Here is a 25,320-nt window from a genome sequence, read left to right on the forward strand (position 1 = left end):
CGGCCTCCGCGCCGTACGGTCCCGGAGCACCCGGGTACGTACGGCTGTACCGGGGGCCCGGGCCCCCGGCACCGAAGCCCCGGGCACGAGCAGTGGAGGGGACAGGGACCATGCCGGCCGAAGAGAGCTCTGCCGCACGCCGCGGGGACCGCTCACGGGCGAGCTCCGCGATCAGCCGGGCGCTCCGTCCACCTCTCCTCGCCGCCGGGGGCGCACAGCTCCCCGCCGGGCTCGCGCTGCGCGTCAGGCCGGCCGCCGGCTCCCGGCGGCCCCCCGTGGCCCGCTCCAGGACCTCCGGCGGACCCCGCTCACCCCGGGGCGGGGGAGCACGGCGGCTGTACGAGCAGGCGCGCCGGGCGTGGGACCGCCCGCTGACCGCGTACTACCTGATCCTGGGCGCCGGACTCCTCATCACCGTGCTCGGCCTGGTGATGGTCTACTCGGCCTCGATGATCAAGGCGCTGGAGCTCGACAAGCCGGGTACGTACTTCTTCCGCAAGCAGTTCCTCGCCGCCGTCATCGGGGCCGGACTGATGGCGGCCGCCGCCCGGATGCCCGTGAAGCTGCACCGGGCCCTGTCCTACCCCCTGCTGATGGGTGCCGTCTTCCTGATGGTGCTGGTCCAGGTGCCGGGGATAGGGATGTCGGTCAACGGCAACCGGAACTGGCTCTACCTGGGCGGCCCCTTCCAGCTCCAGCCCAGTGAGTTCGGCAAGCTGGCCCTCGTCCTGTGGGGTGCCGACCTGCTCGCCCGTAAACAGGACAAACGACTGCTGAACCAGTGGAAGCACATGCTCGTGCCCCTGGTCCCGGTCGCCTTCATGCTGCTCGGGCTGATCATGCTCGGCGGTGACATGGGCACTGCGATCATTCTCACGGCCATCCTGTTCGGACTGCTCTGGCTGGCCGGAGCCCCGACCCGGCTGTTCGCCGGAGTGCTCGCCTCCGCCGGCCTGATCGCCTTCCTGCTGATCAAGACCAGCCCGAACCGGATGTCCCGCCTGGACTGCATGGGGGCCAGCGAACCGGGCCCCGGCGGCTCCTGCTGGCAGGCCGTGCACGGTATCTACGCTCTTGCGTCCGGTGGATGGTTCGGATCCGGGCTCGGTGCAAGTGTGGAAAAATGGGGTCAACTGCCCGAACCGCACACCGACTTCATCTTCGCCATCACCGGGGAGGAACTGGGGTTGGCGGGGACGCTGTCGGTACTCGCCCTGTTCGCGGCTCTAGGCTATGCGGGTATCCGCGTGGCCGGACGCACGGAGGACCCCTTCGTGAGGTACGCAGCGGGAGGTGTGACCACCTGGATCACGGCCCAGGCCGTGATCAACATCGGTGCGGTGCTCGGCCTGCTGCCGATCGCCGGTGTCCCGCTCCCGCTGTTCTCCTACGGGGGGTCGGCCCTGTTGCCGACCATGTTCGCCGTCGGGCTGCTGATCGCGTTCGCGCGAGCGGATCCGGCGGCGAAGGCGGCCCTGGCCATGCGGAGGCCCGGGGTGAGATGGAAGACGATGAGACGGCGCGTCAAGAAGCGTCCGTCCGGAGAGCGGTGAATTTCGGTGCATGTCGTACTCGCCGGTGGGGGGACCGCCGGCCACATCGAGCCCGCGCTTGCCCTCGCGGACGCACTGCGGAGGCAGGACCCGAGCGTGGGAATCACCGCTCTCGGCACGGAGCGCGGACTCGAGACCAGGCTCGTACCCGAGCGGGGGTACGAACTCGCCCTGATCCCGGCCGTACCGCTGCCGCGCAAACCCACCCCTGAACTCATCACCGTCCCGGGCAGGCTGCGCGGCACCATCAAGGCCGCCGAGCAGATCCTGGAACGCACCAAGGCGGACTGCGTGGTCGGCTTCGGCGGCTACGTGGCGCTGCCCGGCTATCTCGCGGCCAAGCGCGCCGGAGTGCCGATCGTGGTCCACGAGGCCAACGCCCGGCCCGGCTTGGCCAACAAGATCGGTTCGCGGTACGCGCACGGGGTCGCCGTCTCCACCCCCGACAGCAAGCTCCGTGGTGCCCGCTACATCGGCATCCCGCTGCGTCGCACCATCGCGACCCTGGACCGGGCCCGGGTCCGTCCCGAGGCGCGTGCCGCCTTCGGGCTCGACCCCAACCTGCCGACGCTGCTGGTCTCCGGCGGTTCGCAGGGCGCCCGCCACCTCAACGAGGTGGTCCAGCGGGTCGCGCCCCTGCTCCAGCGATCCGGAATCCAGATCCTGCACGTGGTCGGCCCGAAGAACGAAATGCCGCGCGTCGACAACATGCCCGGGATGCCGCCCTACATCCCGGTACCGTACGTGGACCGGATGGACCTCGCGTACGCCGCGGCCGACATGATGCTCTGCCGCGCGGGCGCGATGACCGTCGCCGAACTCTCCGCCGTCGGGCTGCCCGCCGCGTACGTCCCGTTGCCGATCGGCAACGGCGAACAGCGGCTCAACGCCCAGCCGGTGGTCAACGCAGGCGGCGGACTGCTGGTGGACGACGCGGCGCTCACCCCCGAGTGGGTGCAGGGCAACGTCCTTCCGGTGCTGTCGGATCCGCACCGGCTGTACGAAATGTCCCGAGCCGCCGCCGAGTTCGGCCGCCGGGACGCCGACGATCTGCTGGTCGGCATGGTGTACGAGGCGATCGCCGCACGCCGAGGCGCGTGAGGCGGACGGGTCCGGGGGCGGCGCCCCCGGACCCGGCATAAGGAGCGAGCGTGGCCGGACCGACGACCGCCCAGCGCGGTACAGGGCAGCAGAAGGAGACCCGGGACCGCTCGCCGCGCCCGCGGGTCCAGGGGCGCCGGATGTCCCGGCGCACGCTCCTGATCGTGATCGCCGCGGCCGTGCTGCTGCTCGGATCCGGCGCCGTCTGGGCGCTCTACGGCTCCTCCTGGTTCCGTGCCGAGCAGGTCCGGATCACCGGCGTCGACGTGCTGACACCCGCCGAGGTGGAGGCCGCCGCGGCGGTGCCGATGGGCGCCCCGCTGATCTCCGTCGACACGGACGCCGTCGCCGAGCGGTTGCGCCAGAAGTTGCCTCGTATCGACTCGGTGGATGTCGTGCGGTCATGGCCGCACGGCATCGGACTTAAAGTGACGGAACGACAGCCGGTTCTGTTGGTGAAGAAGGGCGCGAAGTTCATCGAAGTGGACGCCGAGGGCGTGCGCTTCGCGACGGTGGACAAGGCTCCCGGGCAGGTACCCCTGCTGGAACTGACACCCGGCCGGTCCGCGAGCCAGCGCCGGTTCGGCAGCGAGCGACTGGTGCGGGAAGCGGTCCGTGTGGCGGGCGATCTTCCGGACGGGGTCGCCGGGGAAACCCGCGTCGTGCGAGTCATCTCGTACGATTCGGTCTCCCTGGGACTCACCGGGAACCGCACCGTGATCTGGGGGAGCAGTGAAGAAGGTGTGGTGAAGGCGAAAGTCCTCACCGCTCTCATGAAAGCTGCTCCCAAAGCAGGACACTTCGACGTGAGTGCGCCCACCGCTCCGGCAGTGTCGGGTAGTTGACGCACATTTGGCCTGGCCAGCACCCTGGTTGGTCAGCGCTACGGGTGATCACATAGGGTGAAAAGAAAAACGGGAGGTTCGGCGTGTTCGTTGAACGTGCGCCACTTGTCGACTTAGTGTCCTGTTCGGAAGAGTCCATGAAGCAGACACACTGGTAACCCTAAACTTCAACGTTAGGGTTTGGGTCGGCGTTCGGACCGTCCCAATCGGCATCCGTCGTCGCGGCGGGACTACCGCCAAGCGACGACACGTAACTCGAGGCGAGAGGCCTTCGACGTGGCAGCACCGCAGAACTACCTCGCAGTCATCAAGGTCATCGGTGTCGGCGGCGGTGGTGTCAATGCCATCAACCGAATGATCGAGGTCGGTCTCAAGGGCGTCGAGTTCATCGCGATCAACACGGATGCGCAAGCCCTGTTGATGAGCGACGCCGACGTCAAGCTCGACGTCGGCCGTGAACTCACCCGCGGCCTCGGCGCCGGGGCGAACCCGGCCGTCGGTCGTAAGGCGGCAGAGGACCACCGTGAAGAGATCGAGGAGGTCCTCAAGGGGGCCGACATGGTCTTCGTCACCGCAGGAGAAGGCGGCGGCACCGGCACCGGTGGCGCACCCGTCGTCGCCAACATCGCGCGCTCGCTCGGCGCCCTGACGATCGGTGTGGTCACCCGGCCGTTCACCTTCGAGGGCCGGCGTCGCGCGAACCAGGCGGAGGACGGCATCGCCGAACTCCGCGAAGAGGTCGACACCCTCATCGTCATTCCCAACGACCGGTTGCTGTCCATCTCGGACCGCCAGGTCAGCGTGCTCGACGCGTTCAAGTCGGCCGACCAGGTACTGCTCTCGGGCGTCCAGGGCATCACCGACCTCATCACCACCCCCGGCCTGATCAACCTCGACTTCGCCGACGTCAAGTCGGTCATGTCCGAGGCCGGATCGGCGCTCATGGGCATCGGCTCGGCCCGCGGCGACGACCGCGCGGTGGCCGCTGCGGAGATGGCGATCTCCTCGCCGCTCCTGGAGGCGTCCATCGACGGCGCCCGCGGTGTCCTGCTCTCCATCTCCGGCGGCAGCGACCTCGGTCTCTTCGAGATCAACGAGGCCGCGCAGCTGGTGAGCGAGGCGGCGCACCCCGAGGCGAACATCATCTTCGGCGCGGTCATCGACGACGCGCTGGGCGACGAGGTACGGGTCACCGTGATCGCGGCGGGATTCGACGGCGGACAGCCCCCGGCCCGCCGGGAGAACGTCCTGGGTGCGAACTCCACCAAGCGCGAGGAGCCGGCTCCGCCGGTCCGGGCCGCCGAGCCCGTGCGCCAGAACAGCGGACTGGGTTCCGTGCCCACGCGCGAGGAGCCTCCGGTCCAGGCCGAGCCGGTTCCGGTGGCGCACGAGAGCCACCTTCCGCCGGTCGCTCCGCCGCACGTCCCGCCGGCCCGTCCCTACCAGGACTCCCAGGCCGAAGAGCTGGACGTTCCGGACTTCTTGAAGTGATAGGTCCGCACCACTCAGTGAGTCACAAGGATTCTGTTTCTTCGGACGGCGGCGCTCACTTCTCCTTCACCGACAGGTGGGGCGGGGTGAGCGCCGCTCCGTACGCGGAGCTCAATCTCGGCGGTGCGGTCGGTGACGACCCCGCCGCCGTCCTGGCCAACCGGGAGCGGGCTGCCCGGATCCGCGGATTCGATCCGGCGCAGGTCGTCTGGATGAACCAGGTGCACGGCCGGGACGTCGCCGTCGTCGACGGACCCTGGGGCGACACCCGCGAGATTCCCGCCGTGGACGCGGTGGTGACCGCGCGACGCGGACTCCCGCTCGCCGTCCTCACCGCCGACTGCACCCCGGTACTGCTCGCCGACCCGGTCGCCGGAATCGTCGCAGCAGCACATGCGGGCCGTCCCGGTCTGGTCGCCGGAGTCGTACCCGCCGCGGTCGCGGCCATGGTCGCACTCGGCGCGGAACCCTCCCGGATCGCCGCCCGCACCGGGCCGGCCGTCTGCGGCCGGTGCTACGAGGTGCCGGCCGGAATGCGGGACGAGGTCGCGGCGGTCGTCCCCGCCTCGTGGTCCGAGACCAGTTGGGGCACCCCGGCGGTGGACGTCACGGCCGGAGTCCACGCACAACTGGCGGACCTCGGCGTTACCGACCGGCAGGCTTCGGCCTTCTGCACCCTCGAATCGGACGATCACTTCTCGTACCGACGCGACCGCACCACCGGGCGGCTCGCCGGATATGTCTGGCTGGACGGATAGGGCATGACGGACCGTAAGGCACAACTCACGGCAAATCTCGCACAGGTGGAGGAACGCATTGCTTCCGCCTGCGCGGCCGCCGGTCGCAAACGGGAAGAGGTGACCCTCATCGTGGTCACCAAGACCTACCCCGCGAGTGATGTGCGGATCCTGAACGAACTCGGTGTGCGCCATGTCGCGGAGAATCGTGACCAGGACGCGGGCCCCAAGGCCACCGAATGTGCGGATCTGTCCCTCACATGGCACTTTGTCGGTCAATTGCAGACGAACAAGGTCCGATCCGTGGCGAGTTATGCCGATGTCGTGCAGTCGGTGGACCGTACGAAGCTGGTGACCGCTCTCTCCGCCGCGGCAGGCCGCGGCGGACGCGAACTCGGGTGTCTCATCCAGGTCGCACTCGACGCGGAGAGCGGTGAGCGGGGGGAGCGTGGTGGTGTCGCGCCCGACGGGATCGCGGAGTTGGCCGACGCCGTCGCGGCCGCCCCCGGTCTGCGACTCGACGGTCTGATGACCGTCGCGCCGCTCGCCGGACCGTTCGCCGGCAGGCAACGCGCGGCGTTCGACCGGCTGATGGAATTCTCATCCCGGCTGCGCGGGAACCATCCGGCTGCGAACATGGTCTCTGCAGGGATGAGTGCGGACCTCGAGGACGCGGTTGCGGCCGGAGCGACACATGTGCGCGTCGGTACTGCGGTACTCGGAGTCCGACCCGGGCTCGGGTAACGTCGCCAAGCAAGTCGGACCACAGCAGAAAATATGGTCATTACCGCCTCTGGCGGGCAGGCCACAGTGGATCGCGGGCACTTGGTGACAGATGCCGATCCACCACAGAGCGGAGGACTCAGAGCATGGCCGGCGCGATGCGCAAGATGGCGGTCTACCTCGGCCTCGTGGAGGACGATGGGTACGACGGTCCGGGGTTCGACCCCGACGACGAATTCGAACCCGAGCCGGAGCCCGAGCGCGACCGGCGTCGGCACCAGCCCGCGCATCAGGTGGAGCGGGAACGGGACGAACCGGTACGAGTGGTGCAGCCTCCGGCCCAGCGGGAGCCGGTTCAGATTCCGGCGGAGAGAGAGCGACCCGCCCGAATCGCCCCCGTGGCATCCATCACACCTGAACGCCCGAACATGGAGAAGAACGCACCGGTGATCATGCCCAAGGTCGTGTCCGAGCGGGAGCCGTACCGCATCACCACGCTGCACCCCAGGACCTACAACGAGGCCCGTACCATCGGGGAACACTTCCGTGAGGGCACTCCGGTGATCATGAACCTCACGGAGATGGACGATACGGACGCGAAGCGACTTGTCGACTTTGCCGCGGGACTCGTCTTCGGTCTTCATGGCAGCATTGAACGAGTGACGCAGAAGGTGTTCCTGTTGTCGCCTGCTAACGTCGATGTCACGGCGGAGGACAAGGCCCGCATCGCAGAGGGCGGATTCTTCAACCAGAGCTGAGAACACGACACCGGGAACAACCCGGCCGCAAGGCCGGAGCTACGAGAGCCAGGGGAGAGGGAAGCGCGAGGATGGGCGTCGCACAAAGTGTTGTCTACATCGCGTTGATGTGTTTCCTCATCGTGCTGATCTTCCGGCTGGTCATGGACTATGTCTTCCAGTTCGCACGTTCATGGCAGCCGGGCAAGCCGATGGTGGTCGTCCTTGAGGCCACCTACACGGTCACCGATCCACCGCTGAAGCTCCTGCGGCGGTTCATCCCGCCGCTGCGTCTCGGGGGCGTGGCACTCGACCTGTCCTTCTTCGTTCTGATGATCATCGTTTCCATCCTGATCAGCATCGTGACCAGGCTGTGAGCGATACGGTCCTGCCGACTGCCGACGACTACGTAGAGGTGAAGAAGAGATGCCGCTGACCCCCGAGGACGTGCGGAACAAGCAGTTCACGACGGTCCGCCTCCGAGAAGGCTATGACGAGGACGAGGTTGATGCCTTCCTCGACGAGGTCGAGTCCGAGCTGACCCGCCTGCTCCGTGAGAACGAGGACCTGCGCGCCAAGCTGGCCGCCGCCACGCGTGCCGCCGCGCAGAACCAGCAGCAGCAGGGTATGCGCAAGCCGGAGCCGCAGGACCGTCCCGGTGCACCTGTGCCCGCCGCCATATCTGGTCCGCCGGTCCAGCAGCAGCAGCCCCCGCAGATGGGTCCGCCCCAGCTGCCCGGTGGTGCTCCTCAGCTGCCGGCCGGTCCCAGCGGCCACGGCCCCCAGGGTCCGCACGGCCCCGGTCCGCAGGGCCCGCACGGCCCCGGCCCGATGCAGGGCGGTCCCATGGGTGGACCGATGGGTGGCCCCATGGGCGGCCACAACCCGCAGCAGCAGCAGATGCAGCAGATGCAGCAGCAGCAGCCGCCGCAGATGCAGCAGCAGGGCCCCGGTGGCGACAGTGCCGCCCGTGTCCTCTCCCTGGCGCAGCAGACCGCCGACCAGGCGATCGCGGAGGCCCGTTCCGAGGCCAACAAGATCGTCGGCGAGGCGCGCAGCCGTGCCGAGGGCCTGGAGCGCGACGCGCGTGCCAAGGCGGACGCGCTGGAGCGGGACGCGCAGGAGAAGCACCGCGTGGCGATGGGCTCGCTGGAGTCGGCCCGCGCGACGCTGGAGCGCAAGGTCGAGGACCTGCGTGGCTTCGAGCGCGAGTACCGGACCCGTCTGAAGTCCTACCTGGAGAGCCAGCTGCGTCAGCTGGAGACCCAGGCCGACGACTCGCTGGCTCCGCCGCGGACGCCGGCTGCCGCTTCGCTGCCGCCGTCGCCCTCGCTGGCTCCGGCCGGTGCAGGTGCCATGGGTCACACCATGGGCGGCAACCACGGCGGACACGGCAACCAGCAGATGGGCGGCAACCCGTCCATGGGCGGTGGGCCCTCGTACGGTGGCCAGCAGCAGATGTCGCCGGCGATGACCCAGCCGATGGCACCGGTGCGGCCGCAGGCGCCGCAGCCGATGCAGCAGGCGCCTTCGCCGATGCGCGGGTTCCTGATCGACGAGGACGACAACTGAGCGGTTCGCGCTCGCTGAGCGCGTAGCCGTCGGCAGGCTGAGGGCCGGGCCCCGGGGATTCCCCGGGGCCCGGCCCTTTGCCGTGGGCGGGGACCGTAGCCGGGGCTCCGCCCCCGGCCCCCCGCTCCTCAATCGCCGGAGGGGCTTGAGTTCGCCGGCCAGGGGAACGGCAGAGGGGCCCGGCCGGAGCGTGTCCGGCCGGGCCCCTCTCATGCTGCTGGTTACCGCTGCGCCTTGCGGAGGCGGAACGTCAGGGCCAGGCCCTCGTCCTCGAAGGGCTCGCCGTACGCCGGGTCCGCCTCGCCCTCGGCGTAGTCCAGGGCCAGGACCTCGTCCGCGATGAGCGACGCGTGCTCGGTCAGGGCCTCGGCCGTCGCGGGCGAGGTGGACGTCCAGCGGACGGCGATGCGGTCCGCCACGTCCAGGCCGCTGTTCTTGCGCGCCTCCTGGATCAGGCGGATCGCGTCACGGGCCAGGCCCGCGCGCCGCAGCTCCGGGGTGATCTCCAGGTCCAGGGCGACCGTCGCGCCCGAGTCGGACGCGACCGACCAGCCCTCGCGCGGGGTCTCCGTGATGATGACCTCGTCGGGGGCCAGGGTGATCAGCTCCCCGTCGACCTCCACCGACGCCGTGCCCTCGCGCAGGGCGAGCGACAGCGCCGCCGCGTCCGCGTTCGCGACCGCCTTCGCCACGGCCTGGACGCCCTTGCCGAACCGCTTGCCGAGAGCGCGGAAGTTCGCCTTGGCCGTCGTGTCGACCAGCGAGCCGCCCACCTCGGACAGGGAAGCCAGCGAGGAGACGTTCAGCTCCTCCGTGATCTGGCCGTGCAGCTCGGGGGAGAGGGCCTCGAAGCCCGAGGCCGCGACCAGGGCGCGGAGGAGCGGCTGGCGGGTCTTGACGCCCGACTCGGCACGCGTGGCGCGTCCCAGCTCGACCAGGCGGCGGACCAGGGCCATCTGAGTGGACAGGCTCGGGTCGATCGCCGACAGGTCAGCCTTCGGCCAGGTGGAGAGGTGCACCGAGGCGGGGGCGTCCAGGGTGACCGGGGCGACGAGGTCCTGCCAGACCCGCTCCGTGATGAACGGGGTCAGTGGGGCCATCAGCCGGGTGACCGTCTCGACGACGTCGTGCAGGGTCCGCAGCGCCGCCTTGTCGCCCTGCCAGAAGCGGCGGCGGGAGCGGCGTACGTACCAGTTGGACAGGTCGTCGACGAACGCGGACAGCAGCTTGCCGGCACGCTGGGTGTCGTAACCCTCCAGCGCCTGGGTGACCTGGTCGACCAGGGTGCCCAGCTCACTCAGCAGCCAGCGGTCCAGGACCGTGCGGTCGGCGGGTGCCGGGTCGGCGGCCGAGGGAGCCCACTCCGACGTGCGGGCGTACAGGGCCTGGAAGGCGACCGTGTTCCAGTACGTGAGGAGCGTCTTGCGGACGACCTCCTGGATCGTGCCGTGGCCGACGCGGCGCGCCGCCCACGGGGAGCCGCCCGCCGCCATGAACCAGCGGACCGCGTCGGCGCCGTGCTGGTCCATCAACGGGACCGGCTCAAGGGTGTTGCCCAGGTGCTTGGACATCTTCCGGCCGTCCTCGGCGAGGATGTGGCCCAGGCACACCACGTTCTCGTAGGACGACTTGTCGAAGACCAGCGTGCCGACCGCCATCAGCGTGTAGAACCACCCGCGCGTCTGGTCGATGGCCTCCGAGATGAACTGCGCCGGGTAGCGGCTCTCGAAGATCTCCTTGTTCTTGTGCGGGTAGCCCCACTGTGCGAACGGCATCGAGCCCGAGTCGTACCAGGCGTCGATGACCTCGGGGACGCGGTACGCCTCCAGCCGGCAGCTCTCGTGGGAGCAGGTGAACGTGATCTCGTCGATGAACGGCCGGTGCGGGTCCAGGCCGGACAGGTCGGTTCCGGTGAGCTCGGTGAGCTCGGCGCGCGAGCCGACGCAGGTGAGGTGGTCGTCCTCGCAGCGCCAGATCGGCAGCGGTGTGCCCCAGTAGCGGTTGCGGGACAGGGCCCAGTCGACGTTGTTGTTCAGCCAGTCTCCGAAGCGGCCGTTCTTGACCGACTCGGGGAACCAGTTGGTCTTCTCGTTCTCTTCGAGGAGCCGGTCCTTGACCGCGGTCGTGCGGATGTACCAGGACGGCTGCGCGTAGTAGAGCAGCGCGGTGTGGCAGCGCCAGCAGTGCGGGTAGCTGTGCTCGTACGGGACGTGGCGGAAGAGCTTGCCGCGGGCGGCCAGGTCCTCGGTGAGCGTCTCGTCGGCCTTCTTGAAGAAGACGCCGCCGACCAGCGGCACGTCCTCCTCGAAGGTGCCGTCGGGGCGGACCGGGTTGACCACCGGCAGCCCGTACGCCTTGCAGACCAGAAGGTCGTCGGCGCCGAAGGCGGGGGACTGGTGGACCAGACCCGTACCGTCCTCGGTCGTCACGTACTCGGCGTTGACGACGTAGTGGGCGGGCGCCGGGAAGTCGACCAGGCCGAACGGGCGCTCGTAGGTCCAGCGCTCCATCTCGCGGCCGGTGAAGGACTGACCGGTGAGCTCCCAGCCCTCGCCGAGCGCCTTCTCGACGAGCGGACGGGCCACGACGAGGTTCTCCTCGCCGTTCGTGGCGACGACGTACTCGACCTCGGGGTGCGCGGCCACCGCCGTGTTCGAGACGAGGGTCCAGGGGGTCGTCGTCCAGATCAGGAGGGCCGCCTCGCCGGCCAGCGGGCCGGAGGTCAGCGGGAAGCGTACGAACACCGAGGGGTCGACGACCGTCTCGTACCCCTGGGCCAGCTCGTGGTCGGAGAGCCCGGTACCGCAGCGCGGGCACCACGGGGCGACACGGTGGTCCTGGGTGAGCAGGCCCTTGTTGAAGATCTCCTTCAGGGACCACCAGACGGACTCGACGTACTCGGGGTCCATCGTGCGGTACGCGTCATCGAGGTCGACCCAGTAGCCCATACGGGTCGTGAGCTCGGTGAACGCGTCGGTGTGCCGGGTCACGGACTCACGGCACTTGGCGTTGAACTCGGCGATGCCGTACGCCTCGATGTCCTTCTTGCCGTTGAAGCCGAGTTCCTTCTCGACCGCGAGCTCGACCGGCAGACCGTGACAGTCCCAGCCGGCCTTCCGGCCGACGTGGTAGCCCTGCATGGTGCGGAAGCGCGGGAAGACGTCCTTGAAGACGCGGGCCTCGATGTGGTGGGCGCCGGGCATGCCGTTGGCGGTCGGCGGGCCCTCGTAGAAGACCCACTCGGGGCGGCCCTCGGACTGTTCGAGGCTCTGGCTGAAGACCTTGTTCTCGCGCCAGAAGTCGAGCACGGCGTGCTCCAGCGCGGGCAGGTCGACCTGGGCGGGTACCTGGCGGTACTGCGGCGATGTCATGTGCGGGCTTCCTCCGGCGGACGTTTTCCACTTCCGTCGGAGGGACGAGAACCGTTGCCGGATCCCGCGGTACCACCCTCCTTGGCCCCGGGCGTGCCGCCCGTGGCCCCCTCATTGGGGTGCGATGCCGGTTCTACTGGCCCTGGGCCCGTGGGTGGGGCCCACTGTCCCGAGCTTTCTTCCGGCGGCTCCGGGGTGATCTTCACGGCGCGCTCGCCCCCGGGCTTCCACCGTCCCCGGGTCGCTCTGGGCTGCGTACGACGCTACTCGTCCCATCCATGCCTCTCGCTGAGGCCAGTGTACGGGCCGCAGGGGGCGGCGGCCGACCGGATTTCCGGAGTCCTCGGCGTGACCCGAATGGCCAGACGCGGCGCACCGGGTCGCGGCGGTGCCCGGCGGGCGGCCGGAAGGCGGATTACCGGGCGGGGAGCTGGGCACAACGGTTTCAGGCGAGCGGTGATCCGGACACGGGGAGGGGCGATGCGGCGGCGTGCCCCGTTGCCGCGGGGCTGGGGTCGACTTATCGTCCCAGCACGACTCGCGAGCAAGATCACAATGTGTGAAGGGGCCGCGGCCATGGTGGCGAAGAAGACTGCCGCAGACAAGACGGCGTCGGCGAGATCCACGGGCGCGGCAGCCGGGGAGACGACGGGAGAGACCGGCCGGGAGAGCGCGTCGGACGTGGACGCGCTGACCGGGCCGGAGCACACGGCCGCGCAGACCACCGCGGCCGCCACGACCACGAAGAAGACCACGAAGAAGGCCGTCAAGAAGGCCGTCAGGACGACGACGGCCAAGAAGGCGACGGCGAAGAAGACCGCAGCGAAGAAGACGGCGGCCGGGAAGACCACGGCCGAGAAGGCTTCGAACAAGGCCGCCGACGCGGCCACGGGGGCGGCCGAGGCCGCCGAGCAGACGGGAGCCCACACGGTGGTAGCCAAGAAGAGCGCGGCCAGGACCCGGCCGGCCGGGTCGAGCACCGCACCCGTGCCCCCGGCACGGGTGGCGACGGCCCCGGGAGAGCTGGCCGTACGGCCGGGAGAGGACCCCTGGACGCCGGAGGAGGTCGCGGCCGCGCGCACCGAGCTGACCGGCGAGATCACCCGGCTGCGCAACGAGCTGGAGGCTTCGGGCCTGGCGCTGGCCGGGCTGATGCGGGACTCGGGCGACGGGGCGGGTGACGACGAGGCGGACACCGGCACCAAGAACATCACCCGCGAGCACGAGATGTCGCTCGCCGCCAACGCCCAGGAGATGCTGGAGCAGACCGAACGGGCACTGGCCCGGCTCGACGCGGGCACGTACGGACTCTGTGAGATCTGCGGCAATCCGATCGGCAAGGCGCGGATGCAGGCGTTCCCCCGGGCCACCCTCTGTGTCGAGGACAAACAGAAGCAGGAGCGACGCGGCTGATCGCCACCCGTGTGTCGTACCCTCGTCCTCAGTCGGGAACTAGGTTGAGGGACTCACGTGGCAGAGGCGGAGCGCATCATCGGTACGCCGGACATCCCTGAGGCTGAGGGACACGAAGGAGCCGGGCCGGAGCAGGCGGACGGGAACGTGTCCCCGGAGACCGCCGAGCCGGCCGGACAGGACGCCGCGGACGCCGAGGACGGGCAAGCGACGGTCGACCGGTCGCCGGCCACACGCCGGCGCCGGATCATCCTGCTCTTCTCCGTCGCCGTCCTCGCCTACCTGCTCGACCTGGGCAGCAAGATGCTCGTGGTGGCGAAACTGGAGCACCAGGAGCCGATCGAGATCTTCGGCGACTGGCTCAGGCTCGACGCGATCCGGAACGCGGGCGCCGCGTTCGGCCTCGGTGAGGCCTTCACGATCATCTTCACCATCATCGCGGCGACCGTCATCGTGGTGATCGCCCGCCTCGCGCGCAAGCTGTACAGCCTGCCGTGGGCGATCGCGCTCGGTCTGCTGCTCGGCGGGGCGCTCGGCAACCTCACCGACCGCATCTTCCGCGCGCCCGGCGTCTTCGAGGGCGCGGTGGTGGACTTCATCGCCCCCGCGCACTTCGCCGTCTTCAACCTGGCGGACTCCGCGATCGTCTGCGGAGGCATCCTGATCGTGCTGCTGTCCTTCAAGGGCCTGGACCCCGACGGCACCGTGCACAAGGACTAGGCCATGCAAGGCATACTCGACAGGTGAGTACGCAACCCGAGATCCGAACCCTGCCCGTACCCGATGGCCTGGAAGGCGAGCGCGTCGACGCCGCCATCTCCCGCATGTTCGGGTTCTCCCGCACCAAGGCCGCAGAGCTGGCCGCCGCCGGGAAGGTGCAGGTGGACGGTTCGGTGGTCGGGAAGTCCGAACGGGTGCGGGGCGGCGCCTGGCTGGAAGTGGAGATGCCGCAGGCTCCCGCTCCGGTACAGGTCGTCGCCGAGCCCGTCGAGGGCATGGAGATCGTCCACGACGACGACGACATCGTCGTGATCATGAAGCCGGTCGGCGTCGCCGCGCACCCCAGCCCCGGCTGGACCGGCACCACCGTCATCGGCGGTCTCGCCGCGGCCGGGTACCGGATCTCGACCTCCGGCGCGGCCGAGCGCCAGGGCATCGTGCACCGGCTCGACGTCGGCACCTCCGGCCTGATGGTCGTCGCCAAGTCCGAGCGCGCCTACACCCTGCTGAAGGCGCAGTTCCGCGACCGGGTCGTCGAGAAGAAGTACCACGCGCTGGTCCAGGGCCACCCGGACCCGATGAGCGGCACCATCGACGCCCCCATCGGACGCCACCCCACCCACGACTACAAGTGGGCCGTCGTGGCCGAGGGCAAGCCCTCCGTGACGCACTACGACCTGATCGAGGCGTACCGCGCCGCCAGCCTCCTGGACATCAAGCTGGAGACGGGCCGCACCCACCAGATCCGGGTGCACATGTCCGCCCACCGCCACCCCTGCGTCGGCGACCTGACCTACGGTGCCGACCCGACCATGGCCAAGCGGCTGGGACTGACCCGGCAGTGGCTGCACGCGGTCCGGCTCGGCTTCGAGCACCCCTCGGACGGCAGCTGGGTGGAGTTCTCCAGCACCTACCCCGACGACCTCAAGCAGGCCCTCGACAGGATCGCGGCCGAGAGCGAATGACCTCCTACACCACCCGCACGGTCACCGATGAGCAGGACCGTGCCGCCTGCTTCCGGATCCGCAAGGACGTCTTCGTCGGCGAGCAGAACGTGCCCGAGGAGATCGAGTACGACGCCTACGACGCCGACGCGGTGCACGTCATCGCCGTCGCCGCGGACGGCACGGCGCTCGGCACCGGCCGGCTGTTGCACGGCCCGGCCGCGGCCGCGAAGAACGGCGGCGATCCGGCCGTCGGCTCGCTCGGCCGGCTCGCCGTGAGCAAGGCAGCGCGCGGTCTCGGCGTCGGAGCGGCGCTGGTGCGGGCCATCGAGGACGCCGCCCGCGCACTCGGCCTGTCCGCCGTCGACCTGCACGCCCAGACCCATGCGCTCGGCTTCTACGAGCGGCTCGGGTACGCGGCCTACGGCCCCGAGTTCCCGGACGCGGGCATCCCGCACCGGGCGATGCGCCGCACCGTGGACGCGTAGGGCCTCCCGCCCGGATCACTCCGGGCCCGCGGGGTCCGCAGTGGGGCCGTTGTCCGGATTGTGAGGCCTGCATGGCAGGCTTGGGCCCCAGGCCGGCCGGTCACCGAGGCCGGTTCGGCGCGCTCCGGAAGGCACCTCGTGGACCAAATGACCCTGCTGCTCCTGTTGTTGCTCGGAGCCGTGGTCACCGTGCCGCTGGGGGACCGGCTCAGGCTTCCGGCGCCGGTGCTGATGACCCTCGTGGGGGTCGTGATGGCCTTCCTCAGCTTCGTACCGAACGTGGACATCCCGCCGGAGATCATTCTTCCCGCGTTGCTGCCGCCCCTGCTCTACGCCTCCGTGCAGCGCACCTCCTGGCGGCAGTTCGCCGCCAACAAACGGCCGATCTTCCTGCTGGCCGTCGCCCTTGTCTTCCTCACGACGGCGGCCGTCGCCGCCGTGGCCAACGCGGTCATCCCCGGACTGCCCCTCGCCGCGGCCGTCGCGCTCGGTGCGCTCGTCGCCCCGCCCGACCCGGTCGCGGCCACCGCCGTCGCCGGATCGGTCGGACTGCCCCGCAGGCTCATCTCGATCCTGGAGGGCGAGGGGCTGTTCAACGACGTGACCGCGATCGTGCTCTACCACGTGGCGATCGCCGCGGCGGTCAGCGGCACCTTCTCGCTGCCCGAGGCGTTCGGGCTGCTGGTCCTGTCCGCCGTCGTCGCCGTGGCGGTGGGCGCCGCGCTCGGCTGGCTCACCATCAAACTCATGGGCCTGCTGGGCGATGCCACCCTCCAGGTCGGACTCACGCTGCTGGTGCCGTTCGTCAGCTACGTGCTCGCCGAGGAGCTGATGGGCTCCGGTGTGCTCGCGGTCCTGACCACCGCGCTCTTCCTCGCCGAGCACACCGCCGACGCCGACGACGTCCTGGGCCGGCTCACCGGCCGTACCTTCTGGGAGATCGTCGACACACTCGTCACCGGTGTCGCCTTCGGACTGATCGGCCTCGAACTGCACAACGTCTTCGGGACCGCCGACGGCCGCCGACTGGAGTTGGCCGGCTGGTCGCTCGCCGTCGTCGCCGTCGTCGTAGGTGTTCGGCTGCTCTATCTGCTCCCCGCGACCTGGCTGGCCAAGCGGCTGCACACCCGCCGCGACTTCAGCGAGGACATCCCCACCGGCTGGCGGGAGACCGTGATCATGTGGTGGGCCGGGATGCGCGGCGTGGCCTCGGTCGCCCTCGCGCTCGCCATCCCGCTGAAGACGGACGACGGGAAGCCGTTCCCGGGCCGCGACGAGATCGTCTTCATCGCCTTCGCCGTGATCATGGTCACCCTCGTCTTCCAGGGCCTCACACTTCCCTGGCTGGTGCGGCGGCTGGGGGTGCGGGCGGACGTGGACGCCGAAGCCGCACTGGAGCGGGACCTCGCGATCCGTGCCGCCAAGGCGGCCAAGCAGCGGCTCAAGGAGATCCAGGAGGTCGAGGAGTTCCCCGAGGACGTCGTGGAACGCCTCCAGCGACTGGCCTATGACGTCGGTGCGCGGATCAGCCCCGACATGGTCGACGAGGAGCGGCGTGAGGCGTACGCCCGGCGTACCGAGCGGTTCAAGGCGGTCAGCCGGATCCAGCGCGAGATGATGTCGGCCGCCCGCCACGCTGTGCTCTCCGCGCGCAGCGAGGCCGGTGCGGACCCCGAGGTGGTCGACCGGGTGCTGCGGCAGCTGGACGTACGCAGCCTGCGCTGACCGTCCGCTTCTGCGTCCGCTTCGGCGTCCGGGAGGTCAGCCGCGGCCGGTGCGCGGCGCCCTGCCCCAGCCCGCCGGCTTCTCGTCCATGTCGCCGTCCGCGGTCGGCCACGCGTCGCCCGGCGGCAGCGCCGCGGGGGCCGTGGCGATCCGCGGCAGCGCGTACGGATGGTGGTCGCGCAGCCAGCCGATCAGCTGTTCGCGGACCGCGCAGCGCACCGTCCAGATGTCGTCCGCGTCCTTCGCCGTGACCACCGCGCGCACCACGATCGTGGAGGGGGTGGTGTCGGTGACCGCCAGCGACCAGTCCCGGCCGTCCCACGCGGCGCACTCGCCCAGGATGTCCCGCAGCTGCTCGCGCATGGCGGCGACCGGCGCCGCGTGGTCGAGGTGGAAGAAGACCGAGCCGGTCATCTGGATCCCCCCGCGCGACCAGTTCTCGAAGGGCTTGCTGGTGAAGTACGAGACCGGCATCGTGATCCGCCGCTCGTCCCAGGTCCGGACCGCGAGGAAGGTCAGCGTGATCTCCTCGATCGTGCCCCATTCGCCGTCCACCACCACCGTGTCGCCGATCCGCACCATGTCGCCGAAGGCGATCTGCAGGCCCGCGAAGAGATTGCCGAGCGTGGACTGGGCGGCGACACCCGCGACGATGCCGAGGACACCCGCCGAGGCCAGCATCGACGTGCCGACGGTCTGCATGGCGGGGAACGTCAGGAGCATCGCGGCGACGGCGACCGTCGTCACGATCGCGATGACCACGCGCTGGATCAGCGTCACCTGGGTCCGTACCCGGCGCACCCGCGCCGGATCGCGGGTGTTCGCCGCGTAGCGCGCGTACACCGAGTCCACCACCGCCACGGCGATCCGCACCACCAGCCAGGCCGACGCCCCGATCAGGACCAGCGTCAGCACCTGCCCGATGCCCGTCCTGTGGTCCCGGACCACGTCGAGCCGGGTGTGAGGGTACGTGGCCCGCAGCAGCGCCGTGCCCAGCGTCAGCTGGAACGGGATCCGGCACTGCCGCAGCAGACCCCACAGCGGTGTCTCGTGGTGCCGGCCGTCGGCACGCCTGAGCAGCAGGTCGAGCAGCCAGCCCGCCACCAGCGTGATCACGGCGGTACCGCCGAGGACGATCAGCGGGCGCAGTACGTTCTCCATGCTGTCGCTCTCCATGCTCTCGACTTAGCCCGGCCCTTCTTGAATGGCACCATGGGGCTCATGAACATCATGCTTTTCCACTCGACGTACGGTCTGCGCCCCGCGGTGCACGCGGCCGCCGACCGGTTGCGCGCCGCCGGGCATGAGGTGCACGTGCCCGATCTCTTCGCGGGACACACCTTCGAATCCGTCGAGGAGGGGCTCGCCTTCAAGGAGGAGACGGGCAAGGAGGAGCTGCTGAAGCGGGCCGTGCTGGCCGCGGCGCCCTACTCCGACCGCGGGCTGGTCTACGTGGGCTTCTCGCTCGGCGCGTCCGTCGCCCAGACGCTGGCGCTCGGGGATGCGAAGGCGCGCGGGCTGCTGCTGTTCCACGGCACATCGGACATCGCCGAGAACGCCTCGGTGGACGAGCTGCCCGTCCAACTGCACGTCGCCGACCCGGACCCGTTCGAGACGCACGACTGGCTGAACTCCTGGTATCTGCAGATGCAGCGGACCGGCGCGGACGTCGAGGTCTACCGGTACCCCGGTGCGGGGCACCTGTTCACCGACGCCGAGCTGCCGGACTTCGACCAGGCGTCCGCCGAGCTGGCGTGGAAGGTCGCGATCGGCTTCCTCGCCACCCTGTGAGCACGGGAGGGGCCCCGCGCGGGTAGCGGCGCGGGGCCCTTCGGGCGCTACGGAGCGGGATCAGCCGCGGTACGCGGTCCAGCTGTCGCTCATCCGCTGCACCTGGCCCGCGGTGAACTGGTACATGCAGGAGTCGTACGTGTAGTCCATGAAGTTGTGGATCGGGTCGACGCCGGTCTTGTTGGTGCAGGTGTCGCGCCCGGTCGGGCACTCGAACGCGGCGGTCTTCTCCGCGGGGGTGTCGGAGACGTAGTCGCCGTTGCCGTTACAGCCGCCCTGGAACGTGTGGTAGAGCCCCATCCAGTGGCCGACCTCGTGCGTCGCGGTGTCGCCCTCGTCGTAGTTGGAGGCCGAGCCGCCCGGCAGCGAGGCGTCCAGGATCACCACGCCGTCCATGGACGGGCTGGAGCTGTAGGAGCTCGGGAAGGTCGCCCAGCCGAGCAGTCCGCCGCCCAGGTTGGCGGTGTAGACGTTGAGCGCGTTCTTGCCGCCCTTGCGCAGGGCCGTCTTCATGGCCCTCTCGGCCGACGAGCCGGAGGAGACGTTGTACCAGGAGGCGTTGTCCGTGTAGTCGGTGCCCGCCAGGGAGAACTGGAAGCCGGTGGGGGTGTTGCCGGTGCCCTGGCCGCTGTACGCCGCGTTCAGCACGCTCATCTGGCTGCTGATGGCACCCGCGGTGAGCTTGCCCGTGGTACCGGAGTGGATGACGTGGAAGTAGACGGGGACGGTCGCGCCGGCCGCGAGTGTGGAGCCGGTGACCCGGCGCTCGGCGACTCTCTGCTTCAGCTGCTTGTCGAGTGCGGCGGCCTGGGAGGTGGTGAGCTCGTTGGGGTCCGCGGCGTGCTGCGGGCCCGAGGGGCGGGACTGGCGGGCGGTGGCGCCGGCCGGGGCGTCGGCGCAGGCCTCGGCCGAGGTGGCCGAGGCGGCCTTGCCGGTAGCGGCGGTGGCGCCGGAGGAGACGGTGAGAGGTGCCAGGGCCAGGGTTCCGGCCAGGACGGCGGTGCCGATCGCACGGTGGCGCATACGCGGGGATATACGGGCAAGAGTGCGCACAGGGTCTCCTAGCGGATGTGTGGGGGAGGGATTTCCTCACCCGCCGCCGGGGAAATTACGTGGGCATGTCATATGTGCGGGAGAATCGATCCGGCCCAATCATTCAGGGTGCGAATCGGCACAACGGGAAGAAAATCTTCTGCCCGCTCCGGAGTTTGGGAGACGGGCGTCATCTACCGGGTCGTCCCGGTGGCCGGTGTGTCCGCATTGGATCCGTCCGGGACGCCGCCCGACACGGTGCTGTCATCCGCCGTCAACACGGCCCGCGGTGGCCGGATCCGGACGGTCGGTGTGCTCGGCGTACGCGAACGGGCAGGTGAACCCCGTGGGTTCACCTGCCCGTTCGCCCGGGACCGGGCGGATCAGCCCTTCAGCGCGGCGGTGATCGCGGTGTTGAAGTCCGCCACCGTCATCGGTGCGTTCTGCTTGTCCGAGCCGGTCAGCGCCTTGCCGTCCATCTTCAGCGTGGGCGTGCCCTGGACACCGCTCTTGTCGAAGGCGGCGGACATCTTCATCGCCCAGGCGTCGTACGTGCCGTCCTTGACGTTCTTCTGGAAGGCGTCATTGCCCTTCAGCGCGTCGACCGTGTCGGCGACCTTGATCAGGTACGAGTCGTCCTTGAACTTGTCCTCCGTCTCCTGCGGGTGGTACTTCGCGGAGTAGAGGGCGTACTTGTAGTCGAGGAAGGCCTCGGGGCTCACGTTCAGCGCGGCGCCCAGGGCGCTCAGCGCGTTCTTCGAGCCCTCGCCGTTGTCGCTGTTGTCGATGAACGTGGCGCCGACGTACTTGACCTTGTACTTGCCGGCGTCGACGTCCTTGTGGACGGTCTCACCGACCGTCTGCTCGAACGTGGCACAGATCGGGCAGCGGGAGTCCTCGTACAGCTCCAGGGTCTTCTTGGCGGTCGACTTGCCGACCACCACGGTCGTGCCGTTCTCGCCCGAGGTGTTCTTCGGCGCGGTGACGCTCTTGGCGTCACTGGCCTCGTCCCAGTGGCCGGGCTTGTTCAGCTGCATCACGCCGTAGGCGCCGCCTCCGATGATCGCGAGGGCGGCGACGACCGAGACGGCGACGACCACCTGCCGGCGGGTCTTGTCCTTCTTGGCCTGGCGCTCGCGCTCCTCGCGCAGCCGCTCGCGGGCGGCGGACTTGTTGGCCTGGCTGTTGCGCTTGCTCATGATCGGTTCTCCGTGGGTGCGTGGTCGTGCGTCGTCAGGGACTTGCGTGCTCAGGCGGTGGCGCAGGCCGAGCGCGGCGGTCCCCTCCGTCCCACGGAGTGCACCAGGAGGCGGACGTGCGCGAGCAGATGCGGGCCGGGACCGGCGGCGGGGACCTCGCCGCGTGCGGAGCGGCGGACCGCCCCCGCCACGGCCACCGCGATCAGCAGCGGCCGGAACGCCAGCAGCGCGAACGCGCCCAGCAGCCCGGCGAGCGCCAGCTCGCCGCGGTGCAGCCAGGCGGCGGCGAGCAGCCCGACCGTCACATGCGCGGCCAGCAGCAGCCACGGCACCAGGGGGCCGGGCGACGCGAGCAGCGAGGCGGCGCCGTGACCGCCCGCCGTCACCGAGGCCAGCGGGGTGCCCATCTCACCGACACCGCCGAGCCCCGCCGTGCCTCTCCCGACGTCACCGCCGCCGCACAGCACGTCGACGCCGACCGACCGCAGCGGTCCGGCGATCGGCCCGCCGGCCGCTCCGTAACAGAGGTGCTGGCCGGTGGTGAAGACGGTGTCGGCGGCCAGCTCCAGCGGCACCAGCAGTCCGGCGATGGCCCCGAAACCACGCTCCCGGCCGGCCAGCGCGTAGGCCGTCGCGAAGACGGCGCCGGCCAGCACGGCGACGAGGGTCAGCGGCAGCGGGACCCGGGAGAGCAGCACGTGGGAGGCAGCGGAGAGCGTCACGACGAGCGCTGTGAAAAGCGCCGCGCGTACGACTCTGAGCTGCGTCCCGGAGATATCCATCGTCAGGGAGTGTCGCATGTGAACCTGTAAGCCAGCCCTAAAGGGCCTGGGCACTGTGGGAAGGCTTACAGCCCCGGGATGCGGCCGTTGCGGAAGAGGTCCACGAAGATCTGGTGGTCCGCGCGCGCCCGGGCCCCGTAGCTGTGGGCGAAGTCCACCAGCAGGTCCCCGAAGCCCTCCTCGTCCGCCGCGATCGCCGCGTCGATCGCCCGCTCGGTGGAGAACGGCACCAGCGAGTGGCCGCTCTCGTCGTCCGCGGCGGAGTGCATCGTGGCCGTGGCCCGGCCGAGGTCGGCGACCACCGCCGCGATCTCCTCGGGCTCGTCGATGTCGGACCAGTCCAGGTCGACCGCGTACGGCGAGACCTCGGCGACCAGCTGACCGGCCCCGTCCAGCTCGGTCCAGCCCAGCCACGGGTCGGCGTGCGCCTGGAGCGCGCGCTGCGAGATCACCGTGCGGTGCCCCTCGTGCTGGAAGTAGCTCCGCACCGCCGCGTCCGTGATGTGCCGGGAGACCGCGGGCGTCTGGGCCTGCTTGAGGTAGATCACGACATCGTTCTCCAGGGCGTCGCTGTTGCCCTCCAGAAGGATGTTGTACGAGGGCAGCCCGGCCGATCCGATGCCGATCCCGCGCCTGCCGACGACGTCCTTGACGCGGTACGAGTCCGGGCGGGTCAGGCTCGAGTCCGGCAGCGTCTCCAGATAGCCGTCGAACGCGGCGAGGACCTTGTAGCGCGTCGCCGCGTCGAGGTCGATCGAGCCGCCGCCCTCCGCGAACCTGCGCTCGAAGTCACGGATCTCGGTCATCGAGTCCAGCAGCGAGAACCGGGTCAGCGACCGGGCGACGCGCAGGGCGCCCAGCAGAGGGCCGTCGGCGGTGTCCAGGGTGAACGGTGGCACCTCGTCGTTCTTCGCGCCCGTCGCCAGCGCGTGGATCCGCTCGCGGTAGGCGGCGGCGTAGACCCGGACGAGCTCGGTGATCTGGTCGTCGCCCAGGGCCTTCGCGTAGCCGATCAGGGCGACGGAGGCGGCGAAGCGCTTGAGGTCCCAGGTGAAGGGGGCTACAAAGGCTTCATCGAAGTCGTTGACGTTGAAAACCAGTCGGCCGTTGGCGTCCATGTACGTTCCGAAGTTTTCCGCATGCAGATCGCCATGCACCCACACCCGGCTGGTCCGCTCGTCCAGGAACGGGTCCTGAGTCCTCGCCGAGGCCAGGTCGCTGTAGTACAGGCAGGCAGTGCCCCGGTAGAACGCGAAGGCAGATGCGGCCATCTTTCGGAACTTCACCCGAAAAGCTGTTGGATCAGCGGCCAGAAGGGCACCGAAAGCCGTCTCGAAGACCGTGAGGATCTGCTCTTCGCGCTCTGCGGTTGCGGCGTCGAAGGTACTGCCCATTGCTGGCCTGCTTCCTGGGTTGCTGCCGGGGTCGTTCTGTCTGCCACTGCTGAGAACGCTGGACCCCCCGGATCCGTGCCCAGCCTGATGCCCAGCAGGCGTCACTGGATCGGGTGAAGCGCCTGAAAGTCTTCCCTGAATGTACCGAGCTTCCTGAAATCTCATAGGCGAGTGCATTGAACGATCGCAGGAGGACACCATGGACGCCTTACGTGCAGTGGTCTATGTCAGGCTGTCGCGCTCTACGGAGTCGAGTACGTCCCTGGCCAGGCAGGAAGCATCGTGCAGGGCCTACGCGGAGCGTCAGGGTTGGGCGGTGCTGCGGGTCTTCCAGGACTGCGACGTGTCCGGCAGCGAGCCGCCGGGAGAGCGTCCCGCGCTACGGGAGCTCTGCGCGTCTTTGTCGCACTACGACGTGCTGTTGACCTGGAGGGCAGACCGCATTGCGCGATCGCTGCTCCATTTTTCGTCTGTGGTGGATGCGTGTGGTGGTGCCGGCGTGCGTCTTGTGACTGTCGAGGACGGTTGGGACATGTCAACCTCGCACGGGCGGTTCGCCGCGAATGTCCTGGCCTCGTTCGCTCAGTTCGAAAGAGAGCTGGGACGGGAGAGGACGGTGTCGTCCCAAAGTCATCTCAGGAAGTCCGGCCGCTGGGCGGGCGGGCGGGTGCCGTACGGGCTTCGGCCGGTGCTGAATCCGGCAGGAAGCGGCAAGATTCTCGTCCGGGACGAACGGGCGGAACCCGTGGTCCGTGAGATAGCCGAACGCATTCTTGCGGGTGAGGCCCCCACACGGATCGCTGCGGACCTTCAGGCGCGGGGGGTTCCCGCGCCGCGAGTCCACAACTCCACGCGAGCCGATCCTGTGCCGTCAGCCTGGACGCACAAGTCGATCAAGATCGTCATGACGTCGCAGACGCTCCTCGGGCGCAGGATCGAGCATCGAACGGGGAAGGTGATCTGTGGAGAGAAAGGACCGGTGGAATTCTGGCCGCCCGTGGTGACCGAGGCGGAGTTCGCGCGCATCGCGCAGAATATTGAGACCCGATACAGGCCACGGCGACCGAATCGGCCGTCCCACTGGCTGCACGGGGTTGTCACCTGCGGGGTGTGCGGACGGAACATGAAGCGGTCGGAGTCCTCCGGATCCGAGACGTTCAGGTGCCTGGGGCCGCTCGCTGAACCTCATCGGGGAGTGAGTATCAAGGGCGACCTCCTGGAGACGTGGCTCGTCGGCGAGCTTCGGGAGCGATTGCGGCAAGCTCGTGTGGTTGAGCACACCTACCGCCCTGACATGTATCTCGGCGACGAGATCAAGCGCCTGCGTACCTATCTGGCCGAGTTGCTGGACGATCGCCGGTCTGGAATGTTCAGCACTCCCGAAGCGGTGAAGGTCTTCCGTCATGAGTACAGAATGGCGTCGTCCCGGCTTGAGGAGTGCGAGCGGCAGCCCAGGATCTCCGGCGGCTGGGAGGTTCGAGCGGCGGCCCAGCCGATGTGGGAAGCGTGGGACCGCTGGTCGCCGGAAGAACGCGGCAGCTATCTGATCGGTTGCCGGGTGCGTGCGGTGGTGAGCGCCCCGCCACGCCCACGCGCACGTGTGCAGGCATCCGCACGCTGCGTTTGTGACCTCGGCGACCTTGCCGATTTTGATCGGGTTGTACCGAGGTGAGCCGGACCTCAAGCGTCGCTCGCGACGTAG

General features: G+C 69.6%; 22 protein-coding genes. 16 read left to right on the plus strand and 6 right to left on the minus strand.

Annotation, left to right across the window (positions count from 1 at the left end; translation table 11 throughout):
• The first annotated feature begins 110 nt into the window (after positions 1-110).
• The 9 genes from ftsW to OG959_RS29200 all read left to right on the plus strand — a co-directional run bounded on the left by ftsW (position 111) and on the right by OG959_RS29200 (position 8,759).
• Positions 111-1,553: a putative lipid II flippase FtsW gene (gene ftsW / locus OG959_RS29160; protein WP_326663254.1), complete on the plus strand. Its 1,443-nt coding sequence runs from the start codon at positions 111-113 to the stop codon at positions 1,551-1,553.
• Positions 1,554-1,559: 6 nt separating this feature from the next.
• Positions 1,560-2,654, plus strand: coding sequence for an undecaprenyldiphospho-muramoylpentapeptide beta-N-acetylglucosaminyltransferase (gene murG / locus OG959_RS29165; protein WP_148017738.1), 1,095 nt, complete (start codon positions 1,560-1,562; stop codon positions 2,652-2,654).
• 50 nt (positions 2,655-2,704) lie between these two features.
• Positions 2,705-3,499 (plus strand): cell division protein FtsQ/DivIB, encoded by a 795-nt coding sequence (locus OG959_RS29170; protein WP_326663256.1) that lies wholly within the window; start codon positions 2,705-2,707, stop codon positions 3,497-3,499.
• A gap of 276 nt (positions 3,500-3,775) precedes the next feature.
• Entirely contained in the window at positions 3,776-4,990 is a 1,215-nt protein-coding gene (gene ftsZ / locus OG959_RS29175; RefSeq protein ID WP_326663258.1) for a cell division protein FtsZ, read from the plus strand.
• Complete coding sequence (gene pgeF / locus OG959_RS29180; protein WP_326663260.1) at positions 4,987-5,748, plus strand: peptidoglycan editing factor PgeF; 762 nt, start codon at positions 4,987-4,989, stop codon at positions 5,746-5,748. The genes ftsZ and pgeF overlap by 4 nt, the downstream gene beginning before the upstream one ends.
• Positions 5,749-5,751: 3 nt before the next feature.
• Complete coding sequence (locus tag OG959_RS29185) at positions 5,752-6,471, plus strand: YggS family pyridoxal phosphate-dependent enzyme (RefSeq protein ID WP_326663262.1); 720 nt, start codon at positions 5,752-5,754, stop codon at positions 6,469-6,471.
• A gap of 125 nt (positions 6,472-6,596) precedes the next feature.
• On the plus strand, positions 6,597-7,208 hold the full coding sequence (locus OG959_RS29190) for a cell division protein SepF (protein WP_136328319.1): 612 nt from the start codon (positions 6,597-6,599) through the stop codon (positions 7,206-7,208).
• Positions 7,209-7,279: 71 nt separating this feature from the next.
• Positions 7,280-7,564, plus strand: a complete 285-nt coding sequence (locus OG959_RS29195) for a YggT family protein (protein ID WP_136328318.1) — start codon at positions 7,280-7,282, stop codon at positions 7,562-7,564.
• Between the two features lie 49 nt (positions 7,565-7,613).
• On the plus strand, positions 7,614-8,759 hold the full coding sequence (locus OG959_RS29200; RefSeq protein WP_148017746.1) for a DivIVA domain-containing protein: 1,146 nt from the start codon (positions 7,614-7,616) through the stop codon (positions 8,757-8,759).
• Between the two features lie 221 nt (positions 8,760-8,980).
• On the opposite strand, the gene ileS is transcribed toward OG959_RS29200, so the two are convergent.
• Positions 8,981-12,130: an isoleucine--tRNA ligase gene (ileS, locus tag OG959_RS29205; RefSeq protein ID WP_326663268.1), complete on the minus strand. Its 3,150-nt coding sequence runs from the start codon at positions 12,128-12,130 to the stop codon at positions 8,981-8,983.
• A 576-nt stretch (positions 12,131-12,706) separates the two neighbouring features.
• Here ileS and OG959_RS29210 point away from each other — a divergent pair.
• The 5 genes from OG959_RS29210 (at position 12,707) to OG959_RS29230 (ending at position 17,420) form a co-directional block, all read left to right on the plus strand.
• Positions 12,707-13,543, plus strand: a complete 837-nt coding sequence (locus OG959_RS29210) for a TraR/DksA family transcriptional regulator (RefSeq protein ID WP_326663270.1) — start codon at positions 12,707-12,709, stop codon at positions 13,541-13,543.
• 57 nt (positions 13,544-13,600) lie between these two features.
• Complete coding sequence (gene lspA / locus OG959_RS29215; RefSeq protein WP_326663272.1) at positions 13,601-14,263, plus strand: signal peptidase II; 663 nt, start codon at positions 13,601-13,603, stop codon at positions 14,261-14,263.
• Positions 14,264-14,286: 23 nt separating this feature from the next.
• Positions 14,287-15,228: an RluA family pseudouridine synthase gene (locus OG959_RS29220; protein WP_326663274.1), complete on the plus strand. Its 942-nt coding sequence runs from the start codon at positions 14,287-14,289 to the stop codon at positions 15,226-15,228.
• On the plus strand, positions 15,225-15,695 hold the full coding sequence (locus tag OG959_RS29225) for a GNAT family N-acetyltransferase (RefSeq protein ID WP_326663275.1): 471 nt from the start codon (positions 15,225-15,227) through the stop codon (positions 15,693-15,695). The genes OG959_RS29220 and OG959_RS29225 overlap by 4 nt, the downstream gene beginning before the upstream one ends.
• Before the next feature lie 138 nt (positions 15,696-15,833).
• Positions 15,834-17,420 carry a Na+/H+ antiporter gene (locus tag OG959_RS29230; protein ID WP_326663277.1) on the plus strand — a complete coding sequence of 529 codons (1,587 nt, stop codon included), beginning with the start codon at positions 15,834-15,836 and terminating at the stop codon, positions 17,418-17,420.
• A gap of 36 nt (positions 17,421-17,456) precedes the next feature.
• Here the strand turns inward: OG959_RS29230 and OG959_RS29235 are convergent, their stop codons facing one another.
• The gene (locus tag OG959_RS29235; RefSeq protein WP_326666674.1) at positions 17,457-18,581 is read right to left on the minus strand and encodes a mechanosensitive ion channel family protein; all 1,125 of its coding nucleotides are present in this window, start codon (positions 18,579-18,581) and stop codon (positions 17,457-17,459) included.
• 51 nt (positions 18,582-18,632) lie between these two features.
• On the opposite strand from OG959_RS29235, the gene OG959_RS29240 reads away from it, so the two are divergent.
• Positions 18,633-19,211, plus strand: coding sequence for a dienelactone hydrolase family protein (locus OG959_RS29240; protein ID WP_148017752.1), 579 nt, complete (start codon positions 18,633-18,635; stop codon positions 19,209-19,211).
• Positions 19,212-19,271: 60 nt separating this feature from the next.
• Here OG959_RS29240 and OG959_RS29245 read toward each other — a convergent pair whose 3' ends face one another.
• From OG959_RS29245 to OG959_RS29260, 4 genes are all read right to left on the minus strand, one after another.
• Positions 19,272-20,234, minus strand: coding sequence for a zinc metalloprotease (locus tag OG959_RS29245; protein WP_326663278.1), 963 nt, complete (start codon positions 20,232-20,234; stop codon positions 19,272-19,274).
• Positions 20,235-20,626: 392 nt separating this feature from the next.
• Complete coding sequence (locus OG959_RS29250; RefSeq protein WP_326663280.1) at positions 20,627-21,442, minus strand: DsbA family protein; 816 nt, start codon at positions 21,440-21,442, stop codon at positions 20,627-20,629.
• Between the two features lie 50 nt (positions 21,443-21,492).
• Positions 21,493-22,224 carry a hypothetical protein gene (locus OG959_RS29255; RefSeq protein WP_326663282.1) on the minus strand — a complete coding sequence of 244 codons (732 nt, stop codon included), beginning with the start codon at positions 22,222-22,224 and terminating at the stop codon, positions 21,493-21,495.
• A 65-nt stretch (positions 22,225-22,289) separates the two neighbouring features.
• Positions 22,290-23,618, minus strand: coding sequence for a DUF2252 domain-containing protein (locus tag OG959_RS29260; RefSeq protein ID WP_326663284.1), 1,329 nt, complete (start codon positions 23,616-23,618; stop codon positions 22,290-22,292).
• 199 nt (positions 23,619-23,817) lie between these two features.
• On the opposite strand from OG959_RS29260, the gene OG959_RS29265 reads away from it, so the two are divergent.
• Positions 23,818-25,290 carry a recombinase family protein gene (locus tag OG959_RS29265; protein ID WP_326663286.1) on the plus strand — a complete coding sequence of 491 codons (1,473 nt, stop codon included), beginning with the start codon at positions 23,818-23,820 and terminating at the stop codon, positions 25,288-25,290.
• Positions 25,291-25,320 lie beyond the last annotated feature (30 nt).

This window comes from Streptomyces sp. NBC_00385 (genome assembly GCF_035917155.1).
In the GTDB taxonomy this organism is placed as follows: Bacteria; Actinomycetota; Actinomycetes; order Streptomycetales; family Streptomycetaceae; genus Streptomyces; species Streptomyces poriferorum.

Excerpts from the sequence above, each read along its gene's own strand:
- ftsW (WP_326663254.1), top strand. The coding sequence starts at position 111 with ATGCCGGCCGAAGAGAGCTCTGCCGCACGCCGCGGGGACCGCTCACGG.
- OG959_RS29185 (WP_326663262.1), top strand. The coding sequence starts at position 5,752 with ATGACGGACCGTAAGGCACAACTCACGGCAAATCTCGCACAGGTGGAG.
- OG959_RS29190 (WP_136328319.1), top strand. The coding sequence starts at position 6,597 with ATGGCCGGCGCGATGCGCAAGATGGCGGTCTACCTCGGCCTCGTGGAG.
- OG959_RS29195 (WP_136328318.1), top strand. The coding sequence starts at position 7,280 with ATGGGCGTCGCACAAAGTGTTGTCTACATCGCGTTGATGTGTTTCCTC.
- OG959_RS29200 (WP_148017746.1), top strand. The coding sequence starts at position 7,614 with ATGCCGCTGACCCCCGAGGACGTGCGGAACAAGCAGTTCACGACGGTC.
- ileS (WP_326663268.1), bottom strand. The coding sequence starts at position 12,130 with ATGACATCGCCGCAGTACCGCCAGGTACCCGCCCAGGTCGACCTGCCC.
- OG959_RS29210 (WP_326663270.1), top strand. The coding sequence starts at position 12,707 with ATGGTGGCGAAGAAGACTGCCGCAGACAAGACGGCGTCGGCGAGATCC.
- OG959_RS29225 (WP_326663275.1), top strand. The coding sequence starts at position 15,225 with ATGACCTCCTACACCACCCGCACGGTCACCGATGAGCAGGACCGTGCC.
- OG959_RS29235 (WP_326666674.1), bottom strand. The coding sequence starts at position 18,581 with ATGGAGAACGTACTGCGCCCGCTGATCGTCCTCGGCGGTACCGCCGTG.
- OG959_RS29240 (WP_148017752.1), top strand. The coding sequence starts at position 18,633 with ATGGGGCTCATGAACATCATGCTTTTCCACTCGACGTACGGTCTGCGC.
- OG959_RS29245 (WP_326663278.1), bottom strand. The coding sequence starts at position 20,234 with ATGCGCCACCGTGCGATCGGCACCGCCGTCCTGGCCGGAACCCTGGCC.
- OG959_RS29250 (WP_326663280.1), bottom strand. The coding sequence starts at position 21,442 with ATGAGCAAGCGCAACAGCCAGGCCAACAAGTCCGCCGCCCGCGAGCGG.
- OG959_RS29255 (WP_326663282.1), bottom strand. The coding sequence starts at position 22,224 with ATGGATATCTCCGGGACGCAGCTCAGAGTCGTACGCGCGGCGCTTTTC.
- OG959_RS29260 (WP_326663284.1), bottom strand. The coding sequence starts at position 23,618 with ATGGGCAGTACCTTCGACGCCGCAACCGCAGAGCGCGAAGAGCAGATC.
- OG959_RS29265 (WP_326663286.1), top strand. The coding sequence starts at position 23,818 with ATGGACGCCTTACGTGCAGTGGTCTATGTCAGGCTGTCGCGCTCTACG.